Source organism: Sphingomonas sp. EU05-FHT14C10, from assembly GCF_058790595.1.
The window spans coordinates 60,599-78,687 of sequence record NZ_JBYTEN010000001.1; the positions used below are offsets into that span (position 1 = coordinate 60,599).

The 18,089-nt window shown below is 67.2% G+C and carries 17 protein-coding genes and 1 pseudogene; 8 read left to right on the forward strand and 10 right to left on the reverse strand.

From position 1 onward, the window contains the following. Positions 1–80: 80 nt before the first annotated feature. From AC3WT0_RS00270 to AC3WT0_RS00300, 7 genes and pseudogenes are all read right to left on the reverse strand, one after another. Positions 81–839, reverse strand: coding sequence for a phosphoadenylyl-sulfate reductase (locus AC3WT0_RS00270; RefSeq protein WP_492750510.1), 759 nt, complete (start codon positions 837–839; stop codon positions 81–83). Continuing rightward, positions 832–1,257 (reverse strand): DUF934 domain-containing protein, encoded by a 426-nt coding sequence (locus AC3WT0_RS00275; protein ID WP_492750512.1) that lies wholly within the window; start codon positions 1,255–1,257, stop codon positions 832–834. Before AC3WT0_RS00275 ends, AC3WT0_RS00270 begins: the two co-directional genes overlap by 8 nt. Before the next feature lie 104 nt (positions 1,258–1,361). Beyond that, on the reverse strand, positions 1,362–2,996 hold the full coding sequence (locus AC3WT0_RS00280) for a nitrite/sulfite reductase (RefSeq protein ID WP_492750514.1): 1,635 nt from the start codon (positions 2,994–2,996) through the stop codon (positions 1,362–1,364). 129 nt (positions 2,997–3,125) lie between these two features. Beyond that, positions 3,126–3,422, reverse strand: coding sequence for a DUF2849 domain-containing protein (locus AC3WT0_RS00285; RefSeq protein WP_492750516.1), 297 nt, complete (start codon positions 3,420–3,422; stop codon positions 3,126–3,128). Further along, on the reverse strand, positions 3,419–4,177 hold the full coding sequence (gene cobA, locus AC3WT0_RS00290; protein ID WP_492750517.1) for a uroporphyrinogen-III C-methyltransferase: 759 nt from the start codon (positions 4,175–4,177) through the stop codon (positions 3,419–3,421). Before cobA ends, AC3WT0_RS00285 begins: the two co-directional genes overlap by 4 nt. Positions 4,178–4,441: 264 nt before the next feature. After that, a pseudogene (gene astD, locus AC3WT0_RS00295) lies at positions 4,442–5,908 on the reverse strand (succinylglutamate-semialdehyde dehydrogenase); the annotation flags it as partial. Then, the gene (locus tag AC3WT0_RS00300; protein ID WP_492751173.1) at positions 5,909–7,300 is read right to left on the reverse strand and encodes a protein adenylyltransferase SelO; all 1,392 of its coding nucleotides are present in this window, start codon (positions 7,298–7,300) and stop codon (positions 5,909–5,911) included. A gap of 37 nt (positions 7,301–7,337) precedes the next feature. On the opposite strand from AC3WT0_RS00300, the gene AC3WT0_RS00305 reads away from it, so the two are divergent. The 5 genes from AC3WT0_RS00305 to AC3WT0_RS00325 all read left to right on the forward strand — a co-directional run bounded on the left by AC3WT0_RS00305 (position 7,338) and on the right by AC3WT0_RS00325 (position 12,677). Further along, positions 7,338–8,204, forward strand: a complete 867-nt coding sequence (locus tag AC3WT0_RS00305) for an alpha/beta fold hydrolase (RefSeq protein WP_492750519.1) — start codon at positions 7,338–7,340, stop codon at positions 8,202–8,204. A gap of 24 nt (positions 8,205–8,228) precedes the next feature. Then, positions 8,229–9,350, forward strand: a complete 1,122-nt coding sequence (locus AC3WT0_RS00310; protein ID WP_492750521.1) for a glycoside hydrolase family 130 protein — start codon at positions 8,229–8,231, stop codon at positions 9,348–9,350. Positions 9,351–9,360: 10 nt separating this feature from the next. Then, on the forward strand, positions 9,361–10,476 hold the full coding sequence (locus AC3WT0_RS00315) for a glycosyltransferase (protein WP_492750522.1): 1,116 nt from the start codon (positions 9,361–9,363) through the stop codon (positions 10,474–10,476). A 93-nt stretch (positions 10,477–10,569) separates the two neighbouring features. Next, on the forward strand, positions 10,570–11,973 hold the full coding sequence (locus AC3WT0_RS00320) for an NAD(P)H-dependent flavin oxidoreductase (RefSeq protein WP_492750523.1): 1,404 nt from the start codon (positions 10,570–10,572) through the stop codon (positions 11,971–11,973). A gap of 5 nt (positions 11,974–11,978) precedes the next feature. Further along, on the forward strand, positions 11,979–12,677 hold the full coding sequence (locus AC3WT0_RS00325; RefSeq protein WP_492750524.1) for a glutamine amidotransferase: 699 nt from the start codon (positions 11,979–11,981) through the stop codon (positions 12,675–12,677). Between the two features lie 41 nt (positions 12,678–12,718). On the opposite strand, the gene AC3WT0_RS00330 is transcribed toward AC3WT0_RS00325, so the two are convergent. Further along, positions 12,719–13,291, reverse strand: coding sequence for a TMEM165/GDT1 family protein (locus tag AC3WT0_RS00330; RefSeq protein WP_492750526.1), 573 nt, complete (start codon positions 13,289–13,291; stop codon positions 12,719–12,721). 306 nt (positions 13,292–13,597) lie between these two features. Between AC3WT0_RS00330 and AC3WT0_RS00335 the strand changes: the two genes are divergently transcribed. Together AC3WT0_RS00335 and AC3WT0_RS00340 are read left to right on the forward strand one after the other, a co-directional pair. Then, entirely contained in the window at positions 13,598–13,732 is a 135-nt protein-coding gene (locus AC3WT0_RS00335; protein ID WP_492750527.1) for a hypothetical protein, read from the forward strand. A gap of 131 nt (positions 13,733–13,863) precedes the next feature. Then, entirely contained in the window at positions 13,864–15,132 is a 1,269-nt protein-coding gene (locus tag AC3WT0_RS00340) for an HD-GYP domain-containing protein (RefSeq protein WP_492750528.1), read from the forward strand. A 13-nt stretch (positions 15,133–15,145) separates the two neighbouring features. Here the strand turns inward: AC3WT0_RS00340 and AC3WT0_RS00345 are convergent, their stop codons facing one another. Beyond that, positions 15,146–16,144: a 2-hydroxyacid dehydrogenase gene (locus AC3WT0_RS00345; protein ID WP_492750530.1), complete on the reverse strand. Its 999-nt coding sequence runs from the start codon at positions 16,142–16,144 to the stop codon at positions 15,146–15,148. Between the two features lie 95 nt (positions 16,145–16,239). On the opposite strand from AC3WT0_RS00345, the gene AC3WT0_RS00350 reads away from it, so the two are divergent. Then, positions 16,240–16,722 (forward strand): SH3 domain-containing protein, encoded by a 483-nt coding sequence (locus AC3WT0_RS00350; protein WP_492750533.1) that lies wholly within the window; start codon positions 16,240–16,242, stop codon positions 16,720–16,722. A 104-nt stretch (positions 16,723–16,826) separates the two neighbouring features. On the opposite strand, the gene AC3WT0_RS00355 is transcribed toward AC3WT0_RS00350, so the two are convergent. Further along, on the reverse strand, positions 16,827–18,014 hold the full coding sequence (locus AC3WT0_RS00355) for an acetyl-CoA C-acyltransferase (protein ID WP_492750534.1): 1,188 nt from the start codon (positions 18,012–18,014) through the stop codon (positions 16,827–16,829). Between the last annotated feature and the right edge of the window lie 75 nt (positions 18,015–18,089).

Below are 18,089 nucleotides of genomic sequence, written 5' to 3' on the forward strand. Positions count from 1 at the left end.
GCGACGAAGCAATCCAGACGATGCCGGGCGCCGGGCTGGATCGCGTCGCTCCACTCGCAATGACGGGGCTATGCGTGCCCTTAGAAAACCGGCTCGTCCGGCTCGCTTCCGGGGGTGTGGATGCCGCATTCCACCTTGTCCCACCCGCGCCAGCGGCCCGCGCGCGGGTCCTCGCCCGGGCGCACCTTGCTCGTGCAGGGCGCGCAGCCGATCGACGGATAGCCCTCGGCCTCCAGCGGATGGCGCGGCAGCTTGTGCGCCTCGAAATAGGCGTCGAGCTCGGGCTTCGACCAGTCGGCGAGCGGGTTGAGCTTCAGCCGTCCCTCGTCGATCTCGAAGCGCGACAGCGCGGTGCGCGTCTTGCCCTGAAAGCCCTTGCGCCCCGAAATCCAGGCATCGAAGGGCGAAAGCGCGCGGCGCAGCGGCTCGACCTTGCGGATGTCGCAGCAACCATCGGGGTCGTAGGACCAGCGCAGCCCGGTCTCGTCGCGCGCCGCCAGGATGCGGGGATCGGGGCGATAGACGCGCAGGTCGATATAGCCCAGCCGCTCGGCCAGCTCGTCGCGATAGGCCAGCGTCTCGCCGAAGATCTTCTGCGTGTTGACGAAGATCAGCGGCACTGCCTTGTCCACCTGCGCGACGAGGTGGAGCAGCACCGCCGATTCCGCGCCGAAGGACGAGACGAGCGCGATCCGCCCCCTGAGCTCGCCGGTCAGCAGCTCGTCCAGCATCTTCGCCGTATCGACGCCGGCGAAACGCGCGTTGAGCCGGTCGGCATCGGCCTGCTCGAAAGCCGGCGCGACGTCGATCATGTCCAGCTTGCGCGCGGCCTCAGCCATGGCGCAGCTTCCACACCGGCACGCGCCCGTCGGCCGCGCCCTGATAGACGGCGTCGTAGCGCGCGAGCGAAGCCTCGGCGACCTTCACGTCGATCGGCGCTTCGGGTGCGAAGCTGTCGAAGCCGCAGCGCCGCATATAGGCAAGCTGGTCGACCAGCACATCGCCCTGCGCGCGCAGTTCGCCTTCATAGCCCGCCTCGCGCAATATCTGCGCCGAGGAATAGCCGCGCCCGTCGCGGAAGCTGGGGAAGGCGACCTCGATCAGCCGCAGCCGCTCGAGATGGGGCAGCAGCGCGCGGGCGTCGTCGCCCGGCTCGATGCGCACCGCAGTCGCGTTCGACTGGCCGAGAAACGCGTCGAGCGTGACGGTCACTTCCTCCAGCGCCTCGTCGTCGCGGAAACGCAGCGGATCAGCCATGGTGACGCGCTCCCCGTTCGTCCCGAGCGCAGTCGAGGGACATTGGCGCCAGCACAAACATGTCTCGACTGCGCTCGACACGACCGGACAGGTTGAAGGCGCGCTCAGCCATAGATCGCCTCCTTGAACGGCTCCATGCCGACGCGGCGATAGGTATCGACGAAGCGCTCGCCATCCTCGCGCAGCGCCTTGTAGCGATCGGTGACGCGCTCGATCGCGTCGACCACGCCGTCCTCGTCGAAGCCCGGCCCGGTGATCTTGCCCAGGCTCACATCCTCCGCGCCCGATCCGCCGAGCAGCAGCTGGTAATTCTCGGTGCCTTTGCGGTCGACGCCGAGGATGCCGATATGCCCGGCATGGTGGTGGCCGCACGCGTTGATGCAGCCGCTGATCTTCAGCTTGAGCTCGCCCAGATCGCGCTGGCGGTCGGGATCGGCGAAGCGCTCGGCGATCTTCTGCGCGACGGGGATGGACCGTGCATTGGCGAGGCTGCAATAATCCAGCCCCGGGCAGGCGATGATGTCGCTGATCAGGTCGAGATTGGCGGTCGCCAGCCCCGCGCCGTCGAGCGCCACCCACAGTGCATGGAGATCGCGCTTCGCGACATGCGGCAGCACGATGTTCTGCGCATGGGTGACGCGCAGCTCGTCGAAGCCATAACGCTCGGCCAGCTCCGCCATCAGGTCGATCTGGTCGGCCGATGCGTCGCCGGGGATGCCGCCCACCGGCTTCAGGCTGATCGTCACCACCGCATAGCCCGGCTGCTGGTGCGCCGAGACATTCTGGTCTACCCACAGCGCGAAATCGGGATCGCTGCGGTCGATCGCGTCGCTCAGCCCCTGCTCGAAGGCAGGAGGCGCGAAGAAGGCCTTGATGCGCTCCAGCTCGGCCGCCGGCGGATCGAGCCCCAGCGTCTTCACATGCGCGAACTCTTCCTCGACCTGGCGGCGATAGTCGTCCGCGCCGATCTCGTGGATCAGGATCTTGATCCGCGCCTTGTAGATATTGTCGCGCCGCCCGTAGCGGTTATAGACGCGCAGGCACGCCTCGAGATAGCTGAGCAGGTCCTCGGCGGGCACGAACGGCTTGATCTCGGGCGCGATCATCGGGGTCCGCCCCATGCCGCCGCCGACGAAGATGCGGCCGCCCAGCACTCCCTCGGCATTGCGCACGATCTGGATGCCGATGTCGTGCAGCCGCATCGCCGCGCGGTCGGTGTCGCTCGCGATCACCGCGATCTTGAACTTGCGCGGCAGGTAGCTGAACTCGGGGTGGAAGGTCGACCATTGCCGCAGCAATTCGGCCCAGGGGCGCGGGTCGGTGACTTCGTCGGCCGCGGCGCCCGCAAACTGGTCCGAACTGATGTTGCGGATGCAGTTGCCGCTCGTCTGGATGGCGTGCATCTCGACGGTCGCCAGCTCGGCGAGGATGTCGGCCGCGTCCTCCAGCTTGATCCAGTTATACTGGATGTTCTGGCGCGTGGTGAAATGGCCGTAGCCGCGATCATATTTGCGCGCGATATGCGCCAGCATCCGCATCTGCCGCCCGTCGAGCGTGCCATAGGGCACAGCGACGCGCAGCATATAGGCGTGCAGCTGCAGATAGAGGCCGTTCATCAGCCTGAGCGGCTTGAACTGGTCCTCGGTCAGCTCGCCCGCGATGCGCCGGCGCGCCTGATCGCGAAATTCCTCGACGCGCGCGTCGACGATCGCCTGGTCGTAATTGTCGTACTTATACAATTTTTGATGTCCCGTTTGTCCCGAGCGAAGCCCGTCCCGAGCGAGTCGAGGCGGTCGAGGGACGCTTGGTGCCCGCGCGGCGTGTCTCGACTAGGCTCGACACGAACGGATAGGTGGAGACCCCGGACATCAGATCACCCAGTCGCCGGCCTTGGGGTCGGCGGGCTTGAGAGTCAGGTCCGGGCGCACGGTGGGGCCGAGCGCGCGGATGCGGTCCTTGATATGCGCGGGGCGGGGGCCTTCGGGCGTCGCCTCGGCGTCGATGATGTAGGGGACGTTGACCCGGCGCAGAGCGACTTCGCGCGCGAGGATGGGCTCGCCCTGATCGCCGACGTCGATCGCATCCTCGACATGCGCGGACCAGTCATAGCCGGTCCACCAGGTCACCGCGCCCGTCTTCAGGTCGTTTCCGGTCAGCAGCTTCATGCCAGCGCCTCCGCCTGCGCGGCAAAGCCCTGCAGCCTGTCCTCGGCCTCCGCGCGTGCGGCGACTTCGCCGACGACGATCACCGCCGGGCTCGCCACGCCTTCGCGCGCCACCATCCCGCCCAGATCGGCAAGCAGCGTCCGGATCGCGCGGAAATCGGGGCGGCCGCCCTTCTCCAGCACCGCCACCGGCATGTCGGGCGAAACGCCCTCCATCATCAGCTTGTCGGCGATCGCGCCGGCATTGGTCACGCCCATGTAGATGACGAGGGTGCGCCCGCGCCCGGCAAGGCCGGACCAGTCCTGCTCGCTCAGCCCCTTGCACTGGCCGGCGACGAAGCTCACCGCGCTCGCCGCCTCGCGGTGGGTGAGGGGGAGCAGCGCTTGCGCCGCGCAGCCGATCGCGGCTGAAATACCCGGCACGACGTCGACGGGCACGCCGGCCTCCCGGCATGCGTCGACTTCCTCGCCGCCGCGCCCGAAGATGAAGGGATCGCCGCCCTTCAGGCGAACCACGCGCTTGCCCGCCAGCGCCTCGGCCACGATCAGGTCGTTGATCGCTTCCTGCTTCATCGTGTGGCGGCTGCGCGCCTTGGCGCAGGAAACCAGCCGGGCGTCGGTCAGCGCAAGGATACGCGGATCGACAAGCCCGTCATGCACGACGAGATCGGCCTCGGCGAGCAGCCGGGCAGCGCGAAGCGTCAACAGATCGGGGTCGCCGGGGCCGGCGCCGACAAGAAAAACATGACCAGTCATGGCGCGGCAGATGATACGCCTCGCGGCAAAGCACAAAAGCGATTTGTTTGACGGGCGGCTAGTTCTGCTTTTCTCGACCAGATAAGAAGAGATTTATGCACCGCCACCGGCGTCACCCTCCCGCCGTTCGGGCTTCGACAGGCTCAACCCGAACGGAAAACATTCTCCGTCATTGCGAGCGTAGCGAAGCAATCCAGTCCGGCGTTGAACATCGTTCTGGATTGCTTCGCTACGCTCGCAATGACGGACTATCGCAATGACCGATCAGGCGTCGCGCAATCCGATCCCCAGCGTCGCGCGCGGCTGCTCGGCTTCGGCCGATGCGACGGGGTAGGCGCAATAATCCGCAGCATAATAGGCGCTCGGCCGATGATTGCCGCTCAGCCCGATCCCGCCGAAGGGCGCGGCGGACGATGCGCCGTTGGTCGGCTTGTTCCAGTTGACGATGCCGGCGCGGATATTGGCCCAGAACTGGTCGTAAAGCTGCGGCGTCCCGCCGACCAGTGCGGCGCTCAGCCCATAGCGCGTATCGTTCGCCTCGGCGATCGCGGCCTCGAAGTCGGGGACGCGGATGATCTGCAGGATCGGGCCGAACATCTCCTCGTCGGGCCGGTCGGCGACGCCCGTGACGTCGATGATCGCCGGCTTGACGAAGGGCCGGCCCTCGACGGGGCGTTCGAGATGCTTGATCGGCTTGCCGCCCTTCATCATCAGGTCGAGAAAGGCTTCGGAGAGATGGTCGGCGGCCTGGTTGTCGATCACCGGGCCAAGGAACGGCGCCGGGTCGCTGTGCGGCTCGCCGACGATCAGGCGATCGACGAGGCGGATGATCTCGTCGACCAGCGCTTCATGTCTTCCCTCCTGCACGATCAGCCGGCGCGCGGCGGTGCAGCGCTGCCCGGCGGTCATGAAGGCCGACTGGACGGCGATTACGGCTGCGGACGCGATGTCGGGCGCGTCCCAGACAACCAGCGGGTTGTTGCCGCCCATTTCGAGCGCGAGCATCTTGCCCGGCGTATCGGCATAGAGGCGGTTGAGCGCGATCCCCGTGCGCGCCGATCCGGTGAACAGCAGTCCGTCGATCCCGTCATGCGCGGCCAGCGCCTTGCCTTCGTCCGCGCCGCCGATGACGAGGCGCACCACCTCTGCCGGCACGCCTGCGGCATGATAGCAGTCGACCAGCATCGCGCCCGTCGCCGGCGTCTTTTCCGAAGGCTTGAACACCACGGCATTGCCGGCCAGCAGCGCGGGGATGATATGCCCGTTAGGCAGGTGCGCGGGGAAATTATAGGGGCCGAGCACGCCCAGCACGCCGTGCGGCTTGTGGCGCAGCGCGTTGCGCGCGCCCATCGCGCCTTCCAGCCTGCGCTGCGCGGTCCGCTCGGCATAGGCGCTCACCGAGATATCGACCTTGTTGATCACCGCATCGACTTCGGTCCGCGCTTCCCACAACGGCTTGCCCGTCTCGCGCGCGATCAGGTCGGCCAGCGCTTCCTGCCGTCCGCGCACGACATTGGCGAAGCGGCGCAGCGTCTCGGTGCGGAAGGACAAAGGGCGAGAGGCCCAGCCTGCCCAGGCGTCGCGCGCGATCGCGACCTCGGCATCGACGTCGCTGATCGCGCCGCGCCACAATTCTGCGCCGGTCGCGGGCTCGGTCGAAATGATTTCGGTGGACATCCGGTTTACCAATTTGCCTCTCGTCCCGTTCCCAGCATCATTTGCCGGTCGGGGTCAATGTTTCGGGGTCAACGCCTCACCCATCGCGCGTATTGCCTTAACCTTGGCGTGGAGCGGCGACCAGTCATCCTCTTGCGCGATCCTGTCCCAGATCGCTTCGACTTCGTCGATCAGCATCGAGCAGGGCTCGCCCGACCAATAGCCATGGTCGATCGTGCGCGCCGGCTCATAGGCTGCGATCGCCTGACGGAAGGGCGCGAAGGCAGTCGAGGCATAGGTTTCGCTGGCTGGCGACGGACGCGGCGATCCGCCCGACCAGTCGAAGAAGAAGCGATCCAGCTCCACCTGGCTGTCGATCAATGCCTGCTCCATCGCCTGGATCAGTGCGATATCCTCGTCCGCGCCGCGCTGTCTGACGCCAAGGCGCCAGCAGAAGCGCTCGGCCAGCGCCGCGCGATAGGCGGCGGGAAAGGCCTCCAGCGCCGCGACCAGCGGATCGCTTTCGCTGATCAGGCGCAGCGATATGGCAAGCTGCATCACGTCCCACTGGATCGCCTCGGCCTGCCGCCCGAAGGCATAGAGGCCCTGCTGGTCGAAATAGGCGGCGGTGAAACCGGGATCGAAGCTCGGCGCGAACCGCCACGGTCCGTAGTCGAAACTCTCGCCCGTGATGTTGATATTGTCGCTGTTGAGCACGCCGTGAACGAAGCCCGCAGCCATGTAGCTTGCCGCCAGCCGCGCCGTGCGCTGCACGACATGGCCGAGCAGCCGGGCAGGGGCGTCGTCGCCCGGCTCCTCGCTGAAATAGGTGGCGAGCGCATAATCGGTCAGCCGCTTCAGCCCTTCCTCGTCGCGCTCATAGGCAAGCCGCTGGAAGCTGCCGATGCGGATATGGCCGTGGCTGAAGCGCACCAGCACCGCAGCGCGCGTCGGCGAGGGCTCGTCGTTGCGCTCGAGCTGCTCGCCCGTCTCGATCAGCGAGAAGCTGCGCGATGTCTCGACGCCCAGCGCCTCGAGCATCTCGGTCGCGAGTATCTCGCGCACGCCGCCTTTCAGCGTCAGCCGCCCGTCGCCGAAGCGGCTGTAGGGCGTCCGCCCCGATCCCTTGGTGCCAAGGTCCATCAGCCGGCCCCGCCGGTCGCGCAGTTGCGCGAACAGGAAGCCGCGCCCGTCGCCGATCTCGGGATTGTAGGATCGGAACTGGTGGCCGTGATATTTGAGCGCGAGCGGCTGCGCGAGATTGCCGTCGAGCGGCTCGAAACGGGCGAAATGCGCAATCCATTCGGCGTCGCTCAGCCCGTCCAGACCCACTTCGGCGGCCGCGCGGTCGTTGCGATAGCGCAGCGTCGGCGCGGGGAAGCGCGCGGGCTCGACCGGCGTCGCGATCGTCTCGCCGAGTGAAAGGATTGCGGTATCGGGGCGATATGCTTGCGGGGCGGGGGGCATGCGGTGATATGGGGGTGCCTTGGCAAGGGACGCAAGCATGGCCGATTTCGTCGACGGTTACTGGTGGTCGAAGGACGGGCTGCGCCTGCACTATCGCGACTATCCGGGGCGCAGCGACAAGCCTCCGGTGATCTGCATGGCCGGCCTCACGCGCAACGCGCGCGATCATGAGGCGCTGGCCGAACGGATTTCGGGCGAATGGCGCGTGCTCGCGCTCGATCTGCGCGGGCGCGGCGACAGCGCCTATGCCAAGGATCCGATGACCTATGCCCCGCTCGTCTACGTGCAGGATGTCGAGGCTTTGCTCGCGGAGCTGGCGATCGACAGCTTCGTCGCCTTCGGCACGTCGCTCGGCGGACTGGTGACGATGATGCTTGCCGGCACCGCGCGCGAGCGTATCGCCGGCTTCCTGCTCAACGATGTCGGTCCCGAACTCGAATCCGCCGGCCTCGCGCGGATCAGGACCAGCGTCGGGCGCGGCGGCAGCTTCCCGACCTGGCTCCACGCCGCGCGGGCGGTGGCCGAGGCCAATGCCGGCATCTATCCCCGCTATGGGCTTGAGGACTGGCTGCGCATGGCCAAGCGCCTCTACCGCGTGAACAGCGCCGGGCGCATCGTCCTCGATTATGACCAGAAGATCGCCGATCCGCTGCGCGCGCCGGGCGGCGAGGGCGCGATCGACCTGTGGCCGACGCTCGATCGCCTTGCCGATGTGCCGGGGCTGTTGCTCCGTGGCGCGCTGTCCGACGTGCTGGGCGCCGCGACCCTCGTCAGGATGGCCGCGCGCCTCCCGCGTGCCGAGTCCGTAACGATCCCCGATGTCGGTCATCCGCCGACCCTCGACGAGCCCGAATCCGTCGCCGCGATCGATCGTCTCCTCACCAGAATCGCGATGGAACCCTGACAACCCAGCAGGATTGATCCGGTCATGAGCCGCTTTCCCCACGACCGCATCATCTTCGATCCGCGCGACGTCGATCTCGCCCGCTCGCCGCTCGCCGGGCGCATCGATGCCGAGACCTATGTGCTCGGCGCCTTCAATCCGGGGCTGACCCGGCTGCCCGGCGGCAACCTCCTCCTCATGGTCCGCGTTGCCGAGGCGTTGCGCCACCCGATCCAAGACGATCATGTCCATGCGATCCGCTGGGATGGCGGCGACTATCATCTCGACGCCTGGCCACTCGAACAAGCCGACACCAGCGACCCGCGCAAGTTCATGCTCTCGGGCGGCGGCTGGAAGGTGATGGCACTCACCTCGCTCTCCTGGCTGCTTCCCGTCGAACTTTCGCCCGACGGCCGCCATGTCGAGGCAGTCCATTATGACCGCGCGATCACGCCCGCGGCTTCATGGCAATGCTACGGGATCGAGGACGCGCGGATCAGCCGCGTCGGCGACCGCTGGCTGATGACCGCCTGCGCCGTCAGCCCCGAACGCCATTCGACCATCCTCTACAGCTCTGCCGACGCGCGGGACTGGAAGCTCGAAGGCATCGTCCTCGATCACCAGAACAAGGACATGCTGATCTTCGAGGGGCTGGTCGGCAGCGCCTACACGGCCCAGACGCGCCCGCTCGGCGATCTCTACTTCGCCTATCCCCCGGGCAGTGAATGGCGCGCCGGCCCCTCGATCAATCTCGCGACCTCGCCTGATGCGCTCCACTGGAAGCCCGACGAGCGACCGGGCCTCCGCCCTCATTCGGGCACGGTCGCGACCGCGCGCATGGGTGGCGGCGCGCCGCCTGTCCTGACCGAAAAGGGCTGGCTCACCCTCTGGCACGGCGTCGAGCCCAGGGGCATCGTCGGCATCTACCGCACCTACTGGACGCTGCTCGACCGCGACGATCCCTCGATCGTCATCGCGGCGGGCGAGGGGCCTCTGCTCGAGCCCGACCCGGCGCTGACCCAGCCGATGCGCGACCTCGTCTATCTCGAGGATGTCGTGTTCACGACGGGGATCGTCGACGCCGGCGATCATTTCATCGTCGCTTCGGGCGAAGCCGATCTCGCCTGCCGGATCACTCATATTCCCAAGGCGCGCTTCGGCCTCTAGCCTCGCGCTCGTGGAGCCGCTCCGAATCCTCCATCTCCATTCCAGCTTCGCGCTCGGCGGCAAGGAAGCGCGCGCCGTGCGGCTGATGAACGCCTTCGGCGATCGCGCCGTCCACGGCATCGTCAGCGGCGTCCCGGAGCAGCTTGGCGCGCGCGAGGCCATCGCGCCGGGCGTCGCCGTTTCCTTCCCCGAAGATGCGCCGCCGCTCACCGGCTCGCCCTCGATCCGCCGTCTCGGGGCGCTCGCACGCTTCATGGCCGGGTTCGACCTCGTCCTCAGCTACAATTGGGGCGCGATCGACGGCGTGATGGCGCGTCGACTGTTCGGCGGCCCGCCGCTCATCCACCATGAAGACGGTTTCAACGCCGACGAGGCAACGGCGCTCAAGACCCGCCGCAATCTCTACCGCCGCATCGCCTTGCCGGGTGCGCAAAAGCTGGTCGTGCCTTCGCGTCGGCTCGAACACATCGCCCGCGACATATGGCGCCAGCCCGAAGCCCGCATCGCGCGGATCGACAATGGCGTGCCGCTCGGTCGCGCCGCCGCCGAGCCGATCCCCGGCTTCACGCGCCGGCCGGGCGTCCCCGTCATCGGCACCGTCGCCGGCCTCCGCCCGGTCAAGAACCTCACTGGCCTCGTCCGCGCCTTCGCCGCCTCTGCGCGCGATGCCGATCTCGTCATCATCGGCGAAGGCCCCGATCGCGCCGCGATCGAGGCCGAAGCCCGCAGGCTCGGCGTTGCCGACCGCGTCCATCTCACGGGCTTCATCGCCGATCCCGCGCGCCACTTCGGCCACTTCGATCTCTTCGCGCTCTCCTCGCTCAGCGAACAGGCGCCGATCGCGCTGGCCGAGGCGATGGCGGCCGGGCTGCCCGTTGCGGCGACCGATGTCGGCGACGTCGCGGCCATGCTCGCGCCATCCAATCGCCCCTACGTCGTTGAACCCGGTGACGAGGCAGCCCTGGCGCGCGCGCTTGCCGCGCTGATGGACAACCCCGCATCACGCCTTGAGATCGGTGCCGCCAATCGCGCGGCTGCCGTGGCGCGCTTCGACGAGCGCGGGATGATCGCCGCCTATGCCGCGCTCTATGCCGACGCTGCGGGCCGGCGCGGCATCCTGGGGTAGGGCGAGAATATTTTACGCCATTTCGCGCGCGGCCCTGCTATATCGGGCGGGATTTTGCCCGCGCGGGGGTGCGGGCGCATGTCGGGAGCAGGAATGTTCAAGGGTTTGAAGCCGATCCTTTATGGCGGCCGTGAAGTCTGGCCGTTGATCGAGGGAGGCAAGGGCGTCGCAGTCTCGAACCATATGAGTTCGGGCGCATGGGCGGCGGCAGGCGGCATCGGGACGGTTTCGGCGGTCAACGCCGACAGCTATGATCCGACCGGCAAGATCATCCCGCAGGTCTATAACGCGCGCACCCGGCGCGAACGCCATGAAGAGTTGATCCAATATGCGATCGATGGCGCGGTCGAGCAGGTGAAGCGTGCCTTCGATCTCGCCGGCGGCAAGGGCGCGATCAACATCAACGTGCTGTGGGAAATGGGCGGCGCGCAGCGCGTGCTCCACGGCGTGCTCGAACGCACCAAGGGCCTCGTCGCGGGCGTCACCTGCGGCGCGGGCATGCCGTACAAGCTCAGCGAGATCGCGGCTTCGTACAACGTCAATTACCTGCCGATCGTCAGCTCGGGCCGGGCCTTCCGCGCGCTGTGGAAGCGTGCCTATTCCAAGGCGTCGGAATGGCTGGCAGCGGTGGTCTATGAGGATCCCTGGCTGGCCGGCGGCCATAACGGCCTCAGCAATGCCGAGGATCCGCTGAAGCCCGAGGATCCCTATCCCCGCGTCAAGGCGCTGCGCGATACGATGCGCGAAGGCGGGATTCCCGATAGTGTGCCGATCGTGATGGCCGGCGGCGTCTGGTATCTGCGCGACTGGAACGACTGGATCGACAATCCCGAGCTGGGCCAGATCGCCTTCCAGTTCGGCACCCGTCCGTTGCTGACGCGGGAAAGCCCCATCCCCGAGGCATGGAAGACCAGGCTGATGGAGATCGAGGAAGGCGAAGTCCTCCTCCACCGCTTCTCGCCGACCGGCTTCTATTCGTCGGCCGTCCGCAATCCCTTCCTCCGCAATCTGGAAGCGCGCTCGGATCGCCAGATTGCCTTTTCGGGCGAGGCTGCGGGCGATCACCAGTTCCAGCTCGACGTCGGCGTCAAGGGCCGCAACTTCTGGGTGACGCGGAACGATCTGCTGCGCGCCCGTGAATGGGATGCCCATGGCTTCACCACCGCGCTCAAGACGCCCGACAACACGCTGGTCTTCGTCACGCCCGATGAGCGCGACGTGATCCGCAAGGATCAGGCGGATTGCATGGGCTGCCTCAGCCAATGCGCTTTCTCGTCCTGGGCGGATAACGAGACCAACTCGACAGGCCGTCTCGCCGACCCGCGCAGCTTCTGCATCCAGAAGACGCTGCAGGACATCGCCCATGGCGGCCCGACGGAGGACAATCTGATGTTCGCCGGCCATGGCGCCTATAATTTCAAGCGCGATCCCTTTTATTCCAACGGCTTCGTTCCGTCGGTGAAGCAGCTTGTGGACCGCATCCTGACCGGGGACTGATCGATTTGAAGCGCGCGCTGATCGTCCGCCACGTTCCCTATGAAGGCGTGGCGGGCTTTCGCCAGCCGATCGAGGCGGCGGGCTACGCCATAGACCGGGTCGATGTTTCCGATCCGATCTTCGCGCATATCGATCTGCGCACGCCCGATCTGCTCGTCATGATGGGCGGCCCGATGGGCGTGTACGAGACCGACGAGCATCCCTGGATACTCGATCAGGTCGAAAAGGTCCGCGCCCGCATCGATGCCGACGGGCCGACGCTCGGCGTCTGCCTCGGCAGCCAGATGATCGCGGCGGCGATGGGCGCGCGCGTCTATCCCGGCCCGGTCAAGGAAGTCGGCTTCGGCCCGGTTTCGCTGTCGAACGCAGGCGCGGGATCGCCGCTCCGCCACCTGCGCGACGTGCCCGTGCTCCACTGGCATGGCGACACCTTCGATCTCCCCGAAGGCGCGGAGCTGCTCGCCTCGTCGCAACTCTACCCCCACCAGGCCTTCCGGCGCGGCAACCGCATCCTGGCGCTCCAGTGTCATGCCGAAATGGGCGAGGACGAACGCTTCGCCGCCTGGGTCGAAAATGGCCGCGACTATATCGCGATGGCCGGCAAGACGCCCGAGGACATGCACGACAGGCATGAGCGCCACGGCCCCGGCGCGGTCGCTGCCGGTCGCCTTATGATCGCGGAATGGCTCGCGAAGCTGCGCTGACCCCCGAAAATGGCATCGTTCGGGCTGAACGAGAAGGCATCCTACCCGATCCAGCCCGCCGTCGCCGCCAGCAGCCACAGGCCGATCGCCAGCATCAGCGCCGCCGCGATATAGCGCACCACGGCCAGCGGCACGCGCTTGATCAGCGCATCGCCCATGAACACCGCCGGCACGTTGGCGATCATCATGCCGATCGTCGTGCCAGCCATCACTGGCAGCACTTCATGATAGCGCGCGGCCAGCGCGACGGTCGCGATCTGCGTCTTGTCGCCCATCTCGACGAGGAAGAAGGCGATGATCGTCGTGACGAAGGCCCCGAAACGCGCCGGCTTCTGCTCGAGATCGTCGATCTTGTCGGGGATCAGCGTCCAGATCGCCATGGCGATGAAGGAGATGGCGACGAGATAGCGAAACCATGTGCCGCTGAACAGCGAAGCCGCTTCCGCGCCGACCAGCGCCGCAAGGAAGTGATTGGCCAGCGTCGCGACGAAGATGCCCGCAACGATAGGCCATGGCCGCTTGAAGCGCGTGGCGAGCAGGATGGCGAGCAGCTGCGTCTTGTCGCCGATCTCGGCCAGCGCGACGACTGCGGTAGAGGTAATCAGGGCGTCCATGTCGATCTCCGGCCGGGCGGCATTGCGAACCAAAAGCACCGGACCTCCCGCCCGGCGAGGCGGAAGTCAGGCGCCAGTGGTCTTGCCCGAACGGTGATCCGTTCCCCGCCACCACGGTCTCTCGACCGAGCATGTTGACGACGGGATGCCGCGGAAACCGCGGTCGGCTACTCCCCAGATGACGCGGCCCCGTTAGGCCGTCGTGCCGCAGCGAGCAAGCGGGGGTCGTTATTGATCGATAAAATCGCCCAGACTTAATCAGATCAATCGATTGTGTGATTTAACATCCTTTCCTATTTTCAGCCTATGGCAAAGCTCATCACCTTTATCGACGATCGGACCCTCATCGGCATCGAACGCCTTGTCCGCCCCGCGCAGCTGGCGGTGGGAGCTGCGGTGATCGTGGCGGGACTTGCCAGCCTCGTCGCGCGGCTGGCCTGAACGGCCGGACCGGTCGGCGCATTTCCCGCTCCTGCCCTAAGCATAGCTTAACGCCTGCGCACTAGTGCTCGGAGACGACGTGTCGCGTCGGACTGAAGGCGCGGCGGTACGGGGCATGGGATTGGCGGCCGATGATTCGTCGTATTCAGCGCGATCAGGTTGAGGTCGGCATGTATGTTTGCGGCTTCGGCGGTTCGTGGCTTCAGCACCCTTATTGGCGCGCGCGGTTCCTGGTCGAGACGGAGAAGGACGTCGCGAAGATGCGCGACTCCGGCGTGCCCTACGTCCTCATAAACGACAAGCTGGGGAGCGCGCCCGCAAGGCGCGCGGACGCGGGCGAAATCGCCGCGCCGCGCGCGCCCGCGCTCATGCGTCGGGCGCTCGCCCCGGGCTGGAACAACGCGCGTGATGATCTGCAGCGCTCGAAACGCGCCCAGGAACGCAGGCAGGCGCAGCATCTTGTCGACCGCTCGAAGCGCGCGATGATCGGCGTATTCAACGCCGCGCGCCTCGGGCGTGCCCCCCATGTGGCCGAGGTCGCCTCGATCGTCGACGACATCAGCCAGTCGGTCGCCAACAACCTCAATGCCCTGCTCAACGTGATCCGGCTGAAGAACAAGGACGAATATACCTATCTCCATTCGGTCGCCGTCTGCACGCTGATGGTCAATGTCGCGCGCCAGCTCGGCCTCGATGCGGAGACCGCGCGCGATCTCGGGCTGGCGGGCCTGTTGCACGATATCGGCAAGATGAGCGTGCCCGAACCGGTGCTGAACAAGGAAGGTCAGCTGACCGCCGCAGAGTTCGAGATCGTGAAAAACCACCCGAGGCAGGGTCACGAGCTGCTCGCGCGCGTGGCCGACATGGCCCCGATGGCGCTGGATGTCTGCCTTCATCACCACGAGAAGATCGATGGTCGTGGTTATCCTCACGGCCTCACGCACGGCGAGATCAGCCTGGCCGCGCGATTGGGCGCGATCTGCGACGTCTATGATGCGCTGACCTCGGATCGGCCCTATAAGGGGGCCTGGTCTCCTGCTGAGGCCGTTGGCGCGATGTGGAGCTGGGAAGGGCATTTCGACCCCGAGCTGCTGTTCGCTTTCATGCGCAGCATCGGCATTTTCCCCGTGGGCATGCTCGTGAAACTGCGGAGCAACCGGCTCGGCGTCGTGCTCGGCACGACGAGGCGCAATGCCCGGCTGCGTGCCTGCGCCTTCTATTCAACGCGCGACAATCGCTTCTGCGAGCCCGAGATCGTCAGCATCAAGGACAGCCTCGACGGCGATCAGATATTGGCGCCCGCGGATCCCGCGACATGGGGTCTGGCGGACTGGGACGCGATGAAGGCCCGGATTCTGGCGGGCCGGCTGAAGCCCGATCGCGCCGCGCTCGCCGTTTGAGCGGCGCCGGGGTTCAGGCCCAGCCTTCGAGCACCTGATCGGGCGGGCGATGCCCGTCGGCCCACGCCTTGATGTTCGCGATCACCTTGGCGCCCGCCGCCTCGCGTCCCTCGATCGTCGCCGATCCCATGTGCGGCAGCAGCACGACATTCTCGAGCGAGACCAGCGCCGGCGAGATATGCGGTTCGTCCGCATAGACGTCGAGCCCGGCGCCCGCGATCGTGCGCTCGCGCAGCGCGTCGACCAGCGCCTCCTCGTCGACGATCTCGCCGCGCGCGACGTTGATCAGATAGGCGCGGGGGCCGAGCAGGGCGAGCCGCTCGGCGTCGATGATATGATGCGTCTCGGGCGTATGCGGGCAGTTGATCGACAGTATGTCGATCTCTGTCAGCATCTCGTCGAGGTCGCCCCACCAAGTCGCCCCCACGGCCTTCTCGACCACCTCGGGCAGACGGTGGCGGTTGTGATAGTGGATGGGCATGCCGAAGCCGCGCGCGCGCATGGCGACGGCCTGCCCGATCCGGCCCATGCCCAATATGCCCAGCTTCTTGCCCGTCACGCGGTGGCCGAGCATCGATGTCGGGCTCCAGCCCAGCCAGGCGCCCGATCGCGCCAGCGCTTCGCCCTCGGCCAGCCGGCGCGGGGCGGACAGGATCAGCGCCATCGCCATGTCGGCGGTGTCGTCGGTCAGCACGCCCGGCGTATTGGTGACGATGATCCCGTGGGCGCGCGCCGCCTTCAGGTCGATATGATCGGTGCCGACGCCGAAGCTCGCGATCAGCTTCAGCCTGGGGCCGGCATGCTTGATCAGCCTGGCGTCGATGTCGTCGGTGACGGTGGGGACGAGCACGTCGGCCTCGGCCATCGCCTTGGCGAGCGCCGCCTCGCTCATCGCGTCGTCGCAATAGTTGAGCGTGACGTCGAACAGATCGCTCATCCGCGCTTCGATCGCCGAAGGCAATGATCGGGTTACGACGACTTTCGGGCGGGCGGGGCGGTCGGCTTCGGCCATGGCGCGGCTATCGGACGCGCGTCTTGCCGCGTCAAGCGGCGGCTTGATGCCGCACGCCGCCTTTGGCAACAGGGATGCGCGACAGGGAAGGAATGATGATGACGTTCAAGCGGGCAGGGGCCGCCGCGATTGCGATCGCGATCTTCTGCGCTCAGCAGGCGGAGGCGCAGAAAGCGCCGCCCTACTGGGCGTCGATCGCGGCGGGCGAAGCGCGGATGCGCACCGGGCCGGGCCGCAACTTCCCGTCGAACTGGGTCTATACGCGCCGCAACCTGCCGGTGAAGGTGATCGAGGTCTATCCCAGCTGGCGCAAGGTCCAGGATCCAGACGGCGCTACCGGCTGGATGCTCGCCGCCCTGCTCAGCGACGAACGCACCGCGATCGTGACGGGCGAGGTCCGCCCGATGCGCGCGCTGCCCGATCCGTCGTCGAAGATCGTCTGGCGCGTCGAACCGGGCGTGGTCGGCCGGATCAGCGACTGCGCGAATGGCTGGTGCCTGTTCGATGCCGGCGGCCGCCGCGGCTATATCGAGATCGCCCACATCTGGGGCGTGGGACCGGGCGAGGACGTGCGCTAGCCGCGCTTTCAGGGGTCCCGTTCGTGTCGAGCGCAGTCGAGACACGCCTGCGCCGAGGCTTCTCGACGACGCTCGAAGCGAACGGGGTGAGTCCCAAATCCCGCTTAATTCATCAGCTCGACGGCAACCGCCGTCGCTTCGCCGCCGCCGATGCACAGCGAGGCGAGCCCGCGCTTGCCGCCGCGCGTCTCCAGCGCGCTCAGCAGCGTGGCAAGGATGCGCGCGCCGCTCGCGCCGATCGGGTGGCCAAGCGCGCAGGCGCCGCCGTTCACATTGACCACCGAATGAGCGAGGCCAAGGTCGCGCATCGCGATCATCGCGACCACGGCGAACGCCTCGTTCACTTCGAACAGGTCGACATCGCCCTTGTCCCAGCCTGCCTTGGCCAGCGCCTTGCGCATCGCGTCGACGGGCGCGGTGGTGAAGCGCGCCGGGGCATGGGCGTGCGCCGCATGGCTCACGATCCGCGCCACGGGCTTCACGCCCAGCCTGTCGGCAATGCTCTGGCGCGTCAGCACCAGCGCCGCCGCGCCGTCGGAAATCGATGAGGCGTTAGCGGCGGTGATCGTCCCGTCCTTGGCGAAGGCGGGCTTCAGCGTGGGGATCTTGGCCGGATCGCCCTTCAGCGGCTGTTCGTCCTGCGCGACGGTGGTCGATCCCTTGCGCCCGGCCACCTCGACCGCGACGATCTCGCGCTCGAACGCGCCCGACGTCTGCGCTTTTTGCGCGCGTTCGAGCGAAGCGATCGCAAAATCGTCCTGCTGCGCGCGCGTGAACTGATATTCGGCCGCCGTCTCCTCGGCGAAGCTGCCCATCAGCCGGCCCGGCTCATAGGCATCCTCGAGCCCGTCGAGATACATATGGTCGAGCACGCGATCATGGCCGATGCGCGCGCCGCCGCGATGCTTGGTGAGCAGATAGGGCGCGTTGGTCATGCTCTCCATCCCGCCCGCGATCAGCAGGTCGACCGATCCGGCAGCCAGCGCGTCGGCGGCGAGGATCGTCGCCTGCATCCCCGAGCCGCACATCTTGTTGACCGTCGTCGCCTCGACCGACTGAGGCAGCCCGGCCTTGAGCGCCGCCTGACGCGCCGGCGCCTGGCCCAGCCCGGCGGGAAGCACGCAGCCCATGTAGATGCGCTCGATCGCATCGCCCGCCACGCCCGCGCGTTCGACGGCCGCGCCGACCGCCGCTGCGCCGAGATCGGTCGCACCGGCGCCCGAAAGGCTGCCCTGGAAGCTGCCCATCGGCGTGCGGGCATAGGAGAGGATGACGATCGGATCGGAAGCCATGACGAGCGCTCTCATCTGTTTGAATGAATGGCTGCCGCTTACGCGCGCCGCGCCGGTTTTTCAAACGCGCGCGTG

Excerpts from the sequence above, each read along its gene's own strand:
- AC3WT0_RS00355 (WP_492750534.1), bottom strand. The coding sequence starts at position 18,014 with ATGGCTTCCGATCCGATCGTCATCCTCTCCTATGCCCGCACGCCGATG.
- AC3WT0_RS00310 (WP_492750521.1), top strand. The coding sequence starts at position 8,229 with ATGAGCCGCTTTCCCCACGACCGCATCATCTTCGATCCGCGCGACGTC.
- cobA (WP_492750517.1), bottom strand. The coding sequence starts at position 4,177 with ATGACTGGTCATGTTTTTCTTGTCGGCGCCGGCCCCGGCGACCCCGAT.
- AC3WT0_RS00270 (WP_492750510.1), bottom strand. The coding sequence starts at position 839 with ATGGCTGAGGCCGCGCGCAAGCTGGACATGATCGACGTCGCGCCGGCT.
- AC3WT0_RS00320 (WP_492750523.1), top strand. The coding sequence starts at position 10,570 with ATGTTCAAGGGTTTGAAGCCGATCCTTTATGGCGGCCGTGAAGTCTGG.
- AC3WT0_RS00345 (WP_492750530.1), bottom strand. The coding sequence starts at position 16,144 with ATGGCCGAAGCCGACCGCCCCGCCCGCCCGAAAGTCGTCGTAACCCGA.
- AC3WT0_RS00335 (WP_492750527.1), top strand. The coding sequence starts at position 13,598 with ATGGCAAAGCTCATCACCTTTATCGACGATCGGACCCTCATCGGCATC.
- AC3WT0_RS00300 (WP_492751173.1), bottom strand. The coding sequence starts at position 7,300 with ATGCCCCCCGCCCCGCAAGCATATCGCCCCGATACCGCAATCCTTTCA.
- AC3WT0_RS00340 (WP_492750528.1), top strand. The coding sequence starts at position 13,864 with ATGATTCGTCGTATTCAGCGCGATCAGGTTGAGGTCGGCATGTATGTT.
- AC3WT0_RS00275 (WP_492750512.1), bottom strand. The coding sequence starts at position 1,257 with ATGGCTGATCCGCTGCGTTTCCGCGACGACGAGGCGCTGGAGGAAGTG.
- AC3WT0_RS00350 (WP_492750533.1), top strand. The coding sequence starts at position 16,240 with ATGATGACGTTCAAGCGGGCAGGGGCCGCCGCGATTGCGATCGCGATC.
- AC3WT0_RS00285 (WP_492750516.1), bottom strand. The coding sequence starts at position 3,422 with ATGAAGCTGCTGACCGGAAACGACCTGAAGACGGGCGCGGTGACCTGG.
- AC3WT0_RS00330 (WP_492750526.1), bottom strand. The coding sequence starts at position 13,291 with ATGGACGCCCTGATTACCTCTACCGCAGTCGTCGCGCTGGCCGAGATC.
- AC3WT0_RS00305 (WP_492750519.1), top strand. The coding sequence starts at position 7,338 with ATGGCCGATTTCGTCGACGGTTACTGGTGGTCGAAGGACGGGCTGCGC.